12 protein-coding genes and 1 pseudogene are annotated in these 13,868 nt (G+C 56.0%); 8 read left to right on the forward strand and 5 right to left on the reverse strand.

The features are described 5' to 3' along the window. Nucleotides 1–24: 24 nt before the first annotated feature. From PHF39_RS10975 to PHF39_RS10995, 5 genes and pseudogenes are all read right to left on the reverse strand, one after another. Nucleotides 25–2,721 (reverse strand): annotated as a pseudogene (locus tag PHF39_RS10975) (DEAD/DEAH box helicase). Beyond that, complete coding sequence (locus tag PHF39_RS10980) at nt 2,708–3,463, reverse strand: metallophosphoesterase (RefSeq protein ID WP_300223900.1); 756 nt, start codon at nt 3,461–3,463, stop codon at nt 2,708–2,710. Before PHF39_RS10980 ends, PHF39_RS10975 begins: the two are co-directional and overlap by 14 nt. Next, nucleotides 3,460–4,230 (reverse strand): hypothetical protein, encoded by a 771-nt coding sequence (locus tag PHF39_RS10985; RefSeq protein ID WP_300223903.1) that lies wholly within the window; start codon nt 4,228–4,230, stop codon nt 3,460–3,462. Before PHF39_RS10985 ends, PHF39_RS10980 begins: the two co-directional genes overlap by 4 nt. 107 nt (nt 4,231–4,337) lie before the next feature. Then, the gene (locus PHF39_RS10990; RefSeq protein WP_300223905.1) at nt 4,338–4,889 is read right to left on the reverse strand and encodes a tetratricopeptide repeat protein; all 552 of its coding nucleotides are present in this window, start codon (nt 4,887–4,889) and stop codon (nt 4,338–4,340) included. 82 nt (nt 4,890–4,971) lie between these two features. After that, a complete protein-coding gene (locus PHF39_RS10995) occupies nt 4,972–6,006 on the reverse strand; it encodes a DUF3821 domain-containing protein (RefSeq protein WP_300223908.1) in 1,035 nt (344 codons plus the stop codon). A gap of 148 nt (nt 6,007–6,154) precedes the next feature. On the opposite strand from PHF39_RS10995, the gene PHF39_RS11000 reads away from it, so the two are divergent. From PHF39_RS11000 to coaBC, 8 genes are read left to right on the forward strand one after another with little or no spacing between them, the layout of a single operon-like run. Continuing rightward, entirely contained in the window at nt 6,155–7,123 is a 969-nt protein-coding gene (locus PHF39_RS11000) for a replication factor C small subunit (protein WP_300223911.1), read from the forward strand. 21 nt (nt 7,124–7,144) lie between these two features. Continuing rightward, nucleotides 7,145–9,256 (forward strand): minichromosome maintenance protein MCM, encoded by a 2,112-nt coding sequence (locus PHF39_RS11005; RefSeq protein ID WP_300223913.1) that lies wholly within the window; start codon nt 7,145–7,147, stop codon nt 9,254–9,256. Nucleotides 9,257–9,265: 9 nt separating this feature from the next. Then, nucleotides 9,266–9,604 carry a dihydroneopterin aldolase family protein gene (locus tag PHF39_RS11010; RefSeq protein WP_300223916.1) on the forward strand — a complete coding sequence of 113 codons (339 nt, stop codon included), beginning with the start codon at nt 9,266–9,268 and terminating at the stop codon, nt 9,602–9,604. After that, the gene (locus tag PHF39_RS11015; protein WP_300223919.1) at nt 9,591–10,421 is read left to right on the forward strand and encodes a TatD family hydrolase; all 831 of its coding nucleotides are present in this window, start codon (nt 9,591–9,593) and stop codon (nt 10,419–10,421) included. Before PHF39_RS11010 ends, PHF39_RS11015 begins: the two co-directional genes overlap by 14 nt. Before the next feature lie 43 nt (nt 10,422–10,464). Further along, nucleotides 10,465–10,758 carry a DUF424 domain-containing protein gene (locus tag PHF39_RS11020; protein ID WP_300223922.1) on the forward strand — a complete coding sequence of 98 codons (294 nt, stop codon included), beginning with the start codon at nt 10,465–10,467 and terminating at the stop codon, nt 10,756–10,758. Next, nucleotides 10,755–11,795, forward strand: a complete 1,041-nt coding sequence (locus tag PHF39_RS11025) for a 60S ribosomal export protein NMD3 (protein ID WP_300223925.1) — start codon at nt 10,755–10,757, stop codon at nt 11,793–11,795. The genes PHF39_RS11020 and PHF39_RS11025 overlap by 4 nt, the downstream gene beginning before the upstream one ends. A gap of 3 nt (nt 11,796–11,798) precedes the next feature. After that, nucleotides 11,799–12,677 carry an SAM-dependent methyltransferase gene (locus PHF39_RS11030; protein WP_300223928.1) on the forward strand — a complete coding sequence of 293 codons (879 nt, stop codon included), beginning with the start codon at nt 11,799–11,801 and terminating at the stop codon, nt 12,675–12,677. Then, nucleotides 12,674–13,828: a bifunctional phosphopantothenoylcysteine decarboxylase/phosphopantothenate--cysteine ligase CoaBC gene (gene coaBC, locus PHF39_RS11035; protein ID WP_300223930.1), complete on the forward strand. Its 1,155-nt coding sequence runs from the start codon at nt 12,674–12,676 to the stop codon at nt 13,826–13,828. The genes PHF39_RS11030 and coaBC overlap by 4 nt, the downstream gene beginning before the upstream one ends. Nucleotides 13,829–13,868: the final 40 nt, after the last annotated feature.

Consider the following 13,868-nt stretch of genomic DNA (forward strand, 5'->3'; position numbering starts at 1 on the left):
TCCCTGTATCCGTGGTTCACTAAATCATGCCCAGTACCGGTGTGTCTGGACAAAAATGCGTTCTGCCTTGAGGATCTCACGGTAGAACGCATCCCCTTCCGCCAGCGTCCCGAGGATCCGGGAGGCAGTATCTGGCCCAACGCCCCGGGCAGAGAGCGCGATAACCGCTTTTTTCCCGCTTGAAAGAACGATGTTTGCGTTTTTTTTGAGCCGCTGCTCAGTTGCGCGTTCTTCGGCATTCTTCCGCTGCTTTTTTACTTGGGCATACTGCTACTCCTCATATGGTTTCAGCGCAGCAACGAGCCTTGCCCCGCATTTCGGGCACCGGGGATGTTCCTCAACACGGGAGACAATCGTCCGGCTCTTCCAGTCACGGCAGTTCATGCAGGCAAGGATGACATCGTCCTGGCTGAGCCGGCGCTTCAGCGTGGCAAGCACAGCACTGTCCATTGTGGGCGGGGGGATCTGGTCGCGGGATGAGAGGAGGCCCCCTGCCCCGATTAGGGAGTGCGGACCGAGCGCCACCTGGATCTTCCCGTTCCGGACAAGGGTAACGATCGCTGCTGCAGTGTCGATATCCATATACTCAGACAGCAGCTCGCGATAGGCTTCCTGCTGGACAACCGTGTTATCAAAGAAGTCGAGGAGGCGCTGGATGCTGATCTTTTCATAATCGGCATCGGGATCAATGGCCCCGAACTTCTTGGCAATCTGGACCAGCTTCCACTTGAAGAGCGCGGTCCGTTTCAGGGCAAGCCGGAGGACGCCGGGCATCGTCGCAGGGTCCAGGGAGAGAAGAAGGTCGCGGACATCTGCTGCCCGGATGGAGGAGGGGAGGCGCAGGAGCATACGGTAGGCATCCAGTTCAAGGCCGACCGTTGTACCGTAGCGGGCGGAGAGCAGGATCGAGAGGACTCTTCCAAGCGCCTCGTTTGCCTTGTGACCGGCACAGACATTGCAGACAACACCGTCATCGGTATTCTCAAGCGTGATAAGGTCGTCAGTCGGGACAAGAGACCTGTTTTTGTCCATTTCCCGGAAGAATGCGGATGCAAAGGCGATCCCGTCGGGTTCTGTGCGGTATTTCGCAAGCGACCGCGTCCTCCGGATGCCGCCAGCTTCCTGTGCAACGGAGTGCGGGACCGGGATCTGCTCGCCTTCCCATGAGGGGAGCTCACCGATTGCCTTCTTTGCAGGTTCCACGGTCAGCTTCCCGTCAGCGATCTCAAGCACGCGCCAGAGCTGCCCCTTGGTGATAAAAACAACCCCGGTGTGGACCCAGCCAACGACAAAGGATTCATCCAGGGTCCCGACTGTGCGCCGGGAGACAATGTCGAAAATGGGTACCTTACGCTCATCATGGATCATTGAGAGGTTCCCTGCAAGGTACCGTCGTGCCCGGGCAGTGGTGACGATCCGGCTCCCGTCAATCCGGATGAGGTGGTGATCTTCCATCTGACGGCAGACCTTTTCTAAGAGTTCGTCACAATCGGGGAACAGGATTGTCCGTTCGCAGATCTCGCGGATTCCCGAACATTCGATCTCCCCGTATTCGACCGCAATCGCCGCTACCTGGTTTGCGAGAACATCTGCTGCATACCGTGGCAGTACCACCGGTTCGATCTCGTTTGCGCCCGCCTTCCGGGCAATGACAAGGGATTCCAGGAGGTCGTCAAATCCCGTGGCAAGAATGGTGCCGCGCGATATGGTATTCAGCTGGTGCCCGGCCCGGCCCACGCGCTGCACCAGGCGTGCAACCTCACGCGGCGAGCCGAACTGGATGACATGATCAACGCGGCCGATATCAATCCCGAGCTCCATGGATGAGGTGCAGATGAGGGTGCGGATCTCCCCTTTCTTGAACCGCTCTTCTGCATCAATCCGTACTTCCTTGGAGAGCGAACCATGGTGCACCTCAACATCACCGTGGCCGAAAAGGGCATGCCCGAGTGCTTCCGCCGTGACCCGTGTATTGACAAAGACAAGGGTCGATCCCTCGCGTTTCAGGTATTTTTTCAGCACTTCGACCTGGTGACGGAAATCGTCGCCCACGAACTGTACCGAAAGGTCCAGCTGTTTGGCTACCGGCACCTGCACCACAGAGCAGGGCCTGACCCCGCACAGGAAGCCTGCTATCTCCCCGGGATTTCCCACGGTTGCCGAGAGGCCGATTCGCTGGAATTCCCCGGCATACACGTGGAGACGCTCGAGCCCGACCGCAAGCTGGGCGCCCCGCTTGCTCCCGGCAAGCTCGTGGATCTCGTCGATGATGACATACCGGACATGGGCCAGGTGCTGCCGGAGCCGTTTTCCCATGAAAAGGGCCTGGAACGTTTCCGGCGTTGTTATCAGCAGATCGGGAGGCGAAAGAGCCTGTTTCCTCCGTTCAGCCATCGGCGTGTCGCCATGCCTTACACCAACGGTAAGGCCAAGCTCACCGCACCACCACTGCATGCGGGAGAGGATATCGCGGTTCAGGGAGCGCAGGGGTGTGATGTAGATGGCCTTGAATCCCCCACCTCCCGGAAGGGGGATGAGGCCATTAAAAACCGGAAACATCGCGCTCTCGGTTTTACCGGTTCCGGTGGGTGCAATGAGGACGATGTTATTCCCATCAAGAATGAGCGGTATCGCCTGTTTCTGTGCATCGGACAGGGATGTAAATCCGCGTTTCCGGATACACGAACGGACCCGCGGATCCAGCCGTTCAACCGTCTTCATCCTGCACCAGTGAACTGAAGGGGCCGATGTATGTCCCATCGGCAAGGATGATCTCGGCGCTTTTGCTGTCCATGCACCGTGACAACGGGGAGAAGGGATCGTTGACGATACGGGAGATATCATAGCCGGCAAGTTCGTTGAAGGCCGGCATGAAAAGCAGCCTTGTCTGTGCCACCTTCGCAGCAGGAACGGAGAGGTCCCCCTTGCCGGCCATCAGCCCGGCCCTGATATAGGCGGGTTCCTGGAGGGCACAGCCTACCTCGTCACGGAGGGCCAGGAGCGGGTGGTGATGCCCGACAACGATGAGATTCCCAAACAGGTCCGGTGCCGGGTTCATATGTCCGTGGAGAAACGCAATCCCGTTGATCAACGCTCCGTCCCGGGGACAGATCTCGGTTTTTTTAGCAAACCGCTCGATCCCGATGTCATGATTGCCGGGAAAGATGAGGAGGGGGAGCCGCGAACGCAGGGTCTCCATAACCCCCGGGAGTTCATGGTACTCCTGCCGGGTCAGGGAGGGAATACTGTGCTTGATATCGCCCAGGAGAATAAGCCGGTCCGGGTCGGTGAGATCGATGACCCGCATCAGCCGCTCCAGGCGTTCTGTACTCCGGCTGGCAAAATGGAGGCCGTGGGCTGCAAGGTCTGCCTCGATACCAAAATGCAGGTCGGACACAACCAGCAGGCGCTCTTCGTTCTCGATAACAAGCGCCGGGCCGGAGCGGATGAATTCCAGTTTCATAAGAGCCTGACGTACCCTTTCCGGGGCTGGTAGCACTCGTCGTCTACGATGAGTGACTCAAGTGCCGCAAGCACGGATTCTTTCCGGATTCCCTTCCTTCCCAGCACCGCGATCACTTCTTCAACCGCAATCCCCTGCGGGCCGGAAGCAGTCCCGACCAGCCCCCGCACTTCAGCAATGATATCTGCTGCAACTTCCGCGGTAACCGGCGCGAGCGGGCGAATCCCCAGGATGACGCGCTCCACCATCTCCAGGATTTCCTGAAGGTCTTTTGTGGTGGTGGCGTAATGCCGGAGCGCCCTCCTGATATTTTCATCAGCGTTCCCACCATTGATCGCAAGGCGCATCTGCCCGATACGCTGAAGCGTGTATTCCGCTGTTGAGAGATAGATCTGGTCGCGGGTGGCCCGGTCAATAGGCAGTATCTGTTCCGGGCGCATGGTGGGGGAACCAGGCCTCCTGTTCTGGTTCATCTGGGCAAGACCGGTTACCGTCACAAAGGAAGGTATCGGGATCGTAGTGATGGCATCCTTCAGCGCTCCTTTTCTCCAGGAGATGAGATCGAAGGCCCCGGTAGGATCCGCCACACGGCAGCGTGCCATGTCACCGGATTCATCGGCTTCTGTTAAAACCCCGGCAAAAAATACCTGCCGGCAGCAGGCACCGGTAGGTGTAACGATCCCTCCCGGAGCACTGCTTTCCCCGGACGGTTCAACGAGCGTTGACCGGGAAAACTCCCCGGCAAATACCCTGGCTGCACCTTCCATGATCCTTACTACTATGGTCCAGAGTAACTATTCAAGATATAGCCCGTTACAAACCGGCCAACACCATTCATGGAAATAATTGATACAAAAAAGAAAGGGGATGATTCCTATTGACTGCAACGAGCCCTGTAGCAAACCAGTGCTACCAGTATTGAAACGATGATGATACCGGGATGAAAAGGACTTTTCGTGGCAGACGGATGTGCAGTTCCCGCGGTTTTGTCGGTAACCATTGAGGGGGGGACAAGGCTGCTGTCCAGGCTGTATGCCTGTGTATAGGCATCTGCTGCCTCGTTCACCCGGCCAAGCGCCCGCAGAGCATCACCTTTACTGTAATAAGCAGCCGCATAGGCATTGGGAAGATCGGTTGCATTGACGGAGACAACGCGATCCGCAGCAACAATCGCGTCTTCATACCGTCCCAGCTGCACAAGGATTCCTGCCTGGTTGGCCCATGCCAGCGGCATGCTCTCGTTCAGGGAGAGTGCCTTCTCGTTTGCCGCAAGAGCAGCAGAGAACTGGCCGGCATTTGCCAGGTCTACGGCCTGGTTGTACCAGTACCAGGGATTGTCTTCAGCAGGTGTATTTTCCGCCGAGAGTGCCGGCGTGATGATCAGGAGGCTTGCGACAATGACCAACAGTCCTGTTCTGATGTCCATAAAACCACTTCAGATAGAATATGTGGCCGTAATCGTTAATAACGTGGCCAGGATTGATGAGAAAAAGGGATTTTTTAGCGTATCAATGCCGGTATCGCGCGAGAAGAATTCCGGCACCCAGGAGACCAAGAACCACTGCCCACGGCGGAAGGGGGGAGTAGGTCACTTTTGCTGGGGGTTCCTCGATTGTTGTTGCCGGAACGGTAACAATGACGTGCGTCACAGTACTGGTCGGGATGATTGTTTCAGGAACGCTGGTGACTGGCTCCGATGGCACGGCAGTCGTCTGCATTGCTGGAGATTCTGGAGGAAGGAACGTGACACTGGCCGAAGAGGTGGTCCTGCCATTGCGTGATTCTGTACTGGTATAGGAGTTTTTCATGCCATTCAGGTCCTGGACAACCGTGAACGTGTAGGTACCTGTCGGGTAAAGATAGCCTCCCGTTGTATCACGCGAGAGCCGGTTCCATGCTTCGAGGTTCCTGCCATAATAGGTCGGGCTTGTCATGAAGGGAGTGCTGTCGAATTCGAGGATCTGGGTTGTTGGGGATCCGACACTCCCGGTATAGATATTTTTCATGTCCTTTCCCGAAGGACTGGTTAACGTGACTGTAAAAAAACCGTCAGCTGGCGTGAGTTCGGTGCGGTCAGTGTAACTGAGGACTTTGTACAGGTTCGTATCGATCCGGTAGGTGATATTTGTCGTAACGGGAACGGCTTTCCCGGTGATATCCTCGTCTTTGTCAAGGTCCCGGACACGGATGGAGATCTCCGGTTCATGAACATTCAGGACAACGAATGTGGGCTTCTTGTCTTCGCAATACCAGTTCCCAAGATGCCCGCGGAAAAGATCCGGGCTGATATTGAAGTGGTTGACCGGAAGGATCACCTCATTCACCAGTTTTATCGTGATATTCTTTGCAGCCGGGCCGGACATATCTGCTCCTTCGGGCCACCAGGCAATCACCTTGCAGTCGCGGATTGAGGAACTGATATCAAGATCGCTCTCCCCGATAAATACCGGTGCGCCAGTCGCAATCTTTTTTGTACTGGCTGCGGCGGGAGAACAGACCAGGAAAATGACAATAAGGGCGCAGAAAATATATTTTATTTGCATGGAAAGTAATTTCAAAACCCTTATGATAAACGTTATGACATTCATTACACACAGCACGCTGTTCCGGTTACCTGTACAATAATTTTCAAGGAACGCCAGCGCATAGTGATAAGATACCAGAACAATTTTCCTGCAAAGATGATCGAATATGGATGAGTCCCACACGATCTGGATAGAGAAATACCGCCCGCAGAAACTTGCCGATATCGTAGGACAGGACGAGATTGTCGAGAGGCTGTCATCCTACGTCAGGAGCGGGAACCTCCCCCACCTCCTCTTCACGGGCAGCGCGGGCGTGGGAAAGACCACTGCTGCAGTAACGCTGGCACGGGAATTTTTCCAGGACTCGTGGCAGATGAACTTCCGCGAACTGAATGCATCGGATGAGCGGGGAATCGATGTGGTAAGGAACCAGATCAAGCAGTTCGCCCGCACCACACCCCTTGGTGAGGCCACGTTCAAGGTCCTCTTCCTTGACGAAGCCGATGCCCTCACTACAGACGCCCAGGCTGCCCTCCGCCGCACGATGGAGAGTTATGCGCAGACCTGCCGGTTCATCCTTTCCTGCAACTACTCCTCAAAGATTATCGATCCCATCCAGAGCCGGTGTGCCATCTATCGTTTCAAACCGCTCGGGCCGGAAGCAGTACGGGAAGAGGTGCGCCGTATAGCGAGCCGCGAGGGATTGACAATCACCGGAGGGGCGATGGATGCGATCGTCTATATCGCGCAGGGGGATATGAGAAAGGCCATTAACGCATTGCAGGGAGCAGCTATCATTAATCCGGCTATTGACGAAAAACGGGTCTATTCCATCACGTCAACAGCCCGCCCCGAAGAGATCGGGGAACTGCTCACTCTCTCGCTGAACGGAGACTTCGATGGCGCAGAATCGCTCCTTGCCCAGCTCCTCCATGAGCGGGGTATTGCACCCAACGAACTGATCAACCAGATGTACCGGGCACTCCTGAAACGCGAGATGCCCCGGGAGTTGAAGGTAAAACTCATTGACCACCTCGGAGAGGCTGATTTCCGGCTTTCGGAAGGTGCAAACAGTGATATCCAGATGGAGGCACTGGTTGCACGGTTCGTCCTCTCCTCCCAGGCAGGGCACTGAGGCATAAAGAGGGAGCTGGAAATGGAGAAACAACCGGATCTCCACGAAGGTGACAGGACTGGCGACTGGACCCGCCTCCTGAAGACGAAGTACAAAAAACAACTCGGGGAGTTGTCGCGCGAGTACCCCCACAAGAGATCACTCTCGATAAATTACCGCGATGTGGAACGGTTCGGCAAACCGGGTATCGCGATGGCTGATGAGCTCCTCGAGAATCCCGGAAAAGTTCTCGAAGATGTCTGGGATGCCATAAAGAACGGTCAGCTCGTCCGCACCAAGGATGGAAAGGATCCCAGAGAGATCAATATCCGGTTTACCAACCTGCCTCGAAAGACCCTCATACGCAACATCCGCTCCGACGATATCAACCGGTACATTTCAGTCGAGGGGATCCTCAGAAAGACAACGGAAGTCCGGCCCCGTGTCGTGGAAGCAGTGTTTCGCTGCCCGGCGGGTCATTTCACGGTAAAACAGCAGAAGTACGGGAAATTCATTGAGCCGGACGGATGTGCAACGGACGGGTGCACGTTCAAGAAACTTGAACTGCTTCCCAAACGCTCGAAGTTCGTGGATTCCCAGAAACTCCGGATCCAGGAATCGCCGGAAGGCCTCCGCGGGGGCGAGCAGCCGCAGACGCTCGACATCGATGTTACCGATGACCTCTCCGGTATCGTATCACCGGGCGACCGGATCATCATCAACGGCATCCTGCGTTCCATGCAGCGGGTGGTCAGGGGAGAGAAGAGTACGGTCTTTGATATCTTCCTTGAATGCAACTCCATCGAGGTTGCCGAAAAGGAGTTCGAGGAAGTCGAGATTGATGAGAAAGCCGAGGACGAGATCAACCGGCTCAGTAAAGACCCGATGATTTACCGGATGATCACGCACTCTGTCGCTCCAACGATCTATGGGAGCGAGGATGTGAAGCAGGCAATCGCGCTCCAGCTGTTCGGCGGGATTGCAAAAGAGATGCCGGACGGGAGCAGGCTCCGGGGCGACATCCACGTCCTCCTCATCGGGGACCCGGGTATCGCAAAGAGCCAGCTGCTCCGGTACGTGGTCAAGCTCTCTCCCCGGGCTATCTACACGAGCGGGCAGTCTTCAACGGCCGCAGGACTGACAGCAACTGCCGTGAAAGACGAGTTCGGAGAAGGTCGCTGGACTCTTGAAGCCGGTGCCCTCGTGCTCGCTGATATGGGTGTCGCCGCTGTTGATGAGATGGACAAGATGGAGAAAGGCGACCGCTCCGCCCTCCACGAAGCCATGGAACAACAGTCCATCAGCGTTGCAAAGGCCGGCATAACGGCAACGCTCAAGTCACGGTGTGCCCTCCTGGGGGCAGCCAACCCCAAATACGGCCGGTTCGACATGTTCGGCGATCTTTCAGACCAGATCAACATGCCCCCTTCCCTGCTCTCCCGGTTCGACCTGATCTTCATCATGACCGACCAGCCCGAGCAGAAACGCGACATGGCTATCGCCGAGCATATCCTCAAGGCACACAGTACCGGGGAACTGATTGCCCAGCATAAAAAGACTCCCATTCCGGGAGTAACAGACGAGTACATCCAGCAGCAGCTCAAGCCGGTGATGCCGGATATCGAACCGGGGCTCTTCCGGAAATATGTTGCCTATTCAAAACGTACGTGTTTCCCGCTGCTCTCGCCGGAAGCCCGGGATGCACTGGTAGCGTATTACCTGAAACTCAGGGGGATTGCCGAACCGAACAAACCTGTCCCGGTAACCGCCCGTCAGCTCGAAGCCCTTGTCCGGCTTGCCGAGGCGAGTGCACGTATCCGCCTCTCGAACACGATCGATACCAGCGATGCGGAGCGGGTGATCCATATTGTTGACGCGTGCCTGCGGCAGATCGCGTATGACGCAAAGACCGGAACGTTCGATATTGATAAAATTGTTACTGGAATCTCCAAGGAGAAACGTGATATCGTACGGGTTATCAAGGATGCAATCCGCGATATTGGCGGTGATGGACGGCGCGCCGGTATCGACCAGGTCATTGATGCTGTCAGCGCAAAAGGGTTCCCCCGGGACAAGGTGCGCGAGGGTATCGAGATGCTCCTACGGACCGGGGAAGCAATGGAGCCCAAGAACGGTTTAATTCAGTTGATCTGAGGTGCTTATTTGACCAGCGACAGGGAACAGGCAGTATTTGAAGCGGGGATCAAACTCGGGGCGCTGTACCACCAGTGGGTAGGAACTCCCATCTCCCGCATCTCCGCGGCAAGTGTTGAGAAGGCGATCGAGCAGGCAGTGATCCTCCAGCCCTTTGTCGAAGAGATCACGGTCCGGCTCGACCGCTCGCTTATGAACGAGAACCGGTTCGGGTACAGCGAGCTCTCCGGCATGATGTTCGATGTCGAGATCATCACCCGTGTCGGCTTCACGTACTGCCGGGCCCGGCTTTCACCCGAGACCGGGTACCCGCTGATGAAGATCGTGGAATGCCATGAAATCTCCTGAGTTCCCGGTCACGGACGACCACATCCACTTCGACCCGGTGAATGGACGGGGTGTTGAGGCGGCCAAAGATTTTTTCCGGGCAGGGGGCACCCATGTCTTCCTTGTCTCAAAACCTTCGTGGTCCCTTTCCGTCCACCCGGTTTCCGGCGCGGATTATACCCGGGTCTTTGATGAGACGCTGCGTGTTGGAAGACTGGTTGCCGAAACGGGCATTATTGTCTTTCCCGTTCTTGGCGTTCACCCGGCTGAGATTACCCGGCTCTTGGAACGGATGACCCTTCCGGAAGCAGTAGCCACGATGAAGGGTGGGATCGACTGTGCAGCGGATTACGTGCGGGAAGAAAGAGCCGTTGCTCTCAAAAGCGGCCGTCCCCATTATGAGACAACTCCGGAACTGATGGCCGCATCGAATGATGTCCTCATGCATGCGCTCACGGTTGCAGCAGACCTCGGGTGCGCCCTCCAGATCCACGCCGAGACCGGTCCCTGCAGTGACATTGCTTCAATGGCACGGGATGCCGGAATTCCTGTTGAAAAGGTAGTCAAGCATTACGGATCACCGGACACGCCTCTCCACCCTTCGCTTATCGCAAAGCATAAAGGAATACCCGCGCTCGTACAATCCGGACGACCGTTCACCATGGAGAGCGATTACATGGATGAGAACTCACGGCCGGGTGCAGTGATCGGCCCCAAATCCGTGCCCCGGTATACCAGGCAGCTCCTTGCATCCGGTGTGATTACTATTGAAGATTGTTTCCGCATCCATGGAGAGACGATTGAAAATGTCTATGGTGTGACCGTCACCATTCCCTGAGACCAACTCACCTTTTTTATTCCTGACCGCCAATGAATGATCAATGTTCCTGAAGATTCACCGTTCTCCCGAAACGGGGGATGTCGTGGCAATCTGTGATCGCGAACTCCTGAATACGACGATCAGCAACGATTCGATCACTGTTACCATAAGTGAAGCATTCTATGGCAGCAGTGCTGCCACGGAAGATGAAGTAAGAAAGGCCCTGTCGTGTGCTGCCAATGCAAACCTTATGGGTGAGCGGACAATAGCAATTGCCATCGATATGGGTCTTGTCACCCGGGCCGGCTGCATCATGATCGGCAGCGTGCCGCATGCACAGATCTACCAGCTATGAGTATCCGGGATACCTTCTGCCCGAAATGCGGAAAACCAACCGATAACGGGGGATTCTGCAGGGAATGCCGCATCGGCAATACCCCCTGGTATACCTGCGATTCCCGGGTTATGAGTACCCAGTGTCCCAGTTGCGGGGCGATAAAACAGGTCAATACCTGGTCTGACAGCGAACTGACAAAGGATGAGCTGGGGCCTGCTTTGGCACGTTCCGCTGTCCACTTTCATCACGATGTCAGGAAACCCTCTGTCACGGCCCGGATCGAGGACGTGACCGTGAACCGGTCCAGGGCATTCCTCACTATTCACGGAACGTTCTATAATGCACCGGTTGAAGCGGCGTGTACGGTCGAGATCATCTGGAACAAGGAGCAGTGCGACCGGTGTAACCGGATCAGCGGGAGCTATTACGAGGGTGTCGTCCAGGTACGGGCCGAAGGAAGGAGCCCCAGTACATTCGAGATCCAGATGGCTTCCTCCATTGCCCAGAATATTGAGGATAATCTCCAGGCCGGAGGAGAACGGCTTTCGTTTATTTCGGACATGAACGAGATCCATGATGGTATCGATATCATCATCGGTTCACAGCATATCGGGCTCATGATTGCACAGGCCATTGTTGCCCAGCTGGGTGGCAGGTATACAACACACCCGAAACTGGTGGGCGAGAAGAACGGCAGGCAGCTCTACCGGATCACCTATTCGGTCCGCCTCCCCCGGTTCCAGAAGCATGACATCATCGTCTCCAGGAAGAGGTACTATGAAGTTGACCGGGTGGAAGCGCACCACGTCCGGGTGACCGACCTCATGGATGGGACGACAAAATCCATCCGGGATGATGATGTTGAGCGGATCGCGGGGAATTCCCGGAATGCAATCCCTGCGCTTGCTGCATTTGTTGACGGCTCAATGGTCGGCATCATCGACCCGGAAACCAGCAAATCCATGGATGTTGCAAAACCGAAATGGATAGAGATCCGTGCCGGCGACCATGTCAGCATCATCAGGGACAACGAGAACCTCATCATTGTCAGGTAGATAATGCGGGCAAGGAAGATATCCCGGGAGGATCTGCCAAAGGTCCTCAACGAAGAGTGGGTGGATTCCTCGCGCAGTCCATTTGTAGAAGGGGATACCGCATGGGTCCCGGTTCGGATGGGAGAGCCATACGATACTGAAATTCCCGAACGTTCCCGTTACCAGGGCAGGGGCTATTACATGACAGGAGATGTCGCCATCGTCCATGGCGAACTTCCGTCACCTGCCGAGATCGAATCCATTGTCGCGTTTCGTCACCCGCGCGGCATTGTCTGGATCGAATCGCTCGATGGTGCGACCCGGACGCCACGGACCAGACTGATCTGGGGAGAGGCCGGAGAAGTCCGCCACAAAGAGGATGGTTACACATTCATCCTTGATCCGCAGAAGGTGATGTTCTCGATGGGCAACCGTATGGAGAAGAGGCGGATCTCTGCACTGGTCCGTTCCAGCCGGAATCCTGAACGGGTGGCGGATATGTTTGCCGGAATCGGGTATTTCACGATACCCCTTGCCGGTGCGGAGGCATGTGTGCATGCCATGGAGATTAACCCTGTGGCATACGGGTATCTTGAGCGGAACATTCAGGAGAACCAGCTCACCGACAACGTCACCCTGTCGCTCGGGGACTGCCGCAACCAGCTCGAAGGGACATACCAGCGGATCGTCATGGGGCATTTTGCGGCAATCTCCATGCTCCCGGAAGCGCTTGCCCATGCAGAAGCCGGTACGGTACTCCATATCCACAGCATCGGGCCGATGGTGGAGCAGGTCAGGCAGATTGCGGAAGGCGCAGGTTTTTCTTCTTCCATCGAGGTACATACAGTAAAGAAATACCGCCCCCATGCATGGCATGTAGTGCATGATGTGACACTCGCATGACAACCGTTCAGACGCTTGCAGGAAAAGAGATCGTTCTTGCTGTAACGGGGAGCATTGCAGCCGTCGAGTGTGTCAGGCTTATCCATGCATTCCGGAGGAAAGGGGCATCCGTCCAGGTGGTCATGAGTGGCGCCGCAGCGGGGATTGTCACTCCCGATGTCCTGACGTATGCCTGTGGCAGGCCAGCCATCACCAGGATCTCCGGGATGGTTGAGCATGTGACCTTTTGCGGAGATGGCGGAAGTGCCCATCTCCTGGTAATCGCCCCCTGCACCGCAAACACCATCAGCAAGATAGCATGCGCGATCGATGACACGCCTGTCACCACGTTTGCCACTACCGCGATCGGCAGTGGCATGCCGGTACTTATCGTCCCTGCAATGCATCACAGCATGTTCCGCCACCCGGGCCTGACGGAAAATATCGAGAAACTGGAAGAATGGGGGATCAGGATCCTGTCGCCCCGCATCGAAGAGGGCAAGGCGAAGATCGCGGATATCGATGAGATTGTCCTTGAAGCCGAGCGCGCTGTCATGGGAAAGCCGCTTGCCGGAAAACGGGTGCTCATCACGAGCGGCCCCTGCCGTGAACTGGTCGACGATGTGCGAATCCTGACAACCCGTTCAAGCGGAACGATGGGAAAGGAGCTGGCCCTTCAGGCGTTCCGGCTCGGTGCCGAGGTGACCATCGTTCATGGGGACACGATCCCCTGCGTGACAAATATTCATGCCGGGTCTGCCGGAGAGATGCGGGATGCTGTCATGAATGAGATGGCAATACGCGGGGGAACCGATATCTACATCAGCGCAGCGGCCATCTCCGATTTTGCACCGGAGAGGACAAGCGGCAAGATCCGGAGCGGCAAGCCTGCAATAATCCATCTCAATCCGCTGAAAAAGCTGATCGATGAAGTCATGCAGGAATATTCACCCTTTACGGTTGCATTCAAGATCGATCAAAAGCCGGAAGGACCGGCACGTGCAATGCTGAAGAAGGGCATCGCGATGGTCCTGATGAACCACCCGGATACCATGGGCAGCAGAGATGGTGAATACAATCTGCTCACTTCTAGGGGATCAAAGAAGCTTTCCGGTTCAAAAGAAGAGATAGCAAAAGACGTCTGGAAGTCGATACTCGGCATATTTCCCTAACCGTTTCCATGGATTTTGTATAACAGTACTTCTTCTGAGG

The organism is Methanoregula sp. (assembly GCF_028712425.1).
In the GTDB taxonomy this organism is placed as follows: domain Archaea; phylum Halobacteriota; class Methanomicrobia; order Methanomicrobiales; family Methanospirillaceae; genus Methanoregula.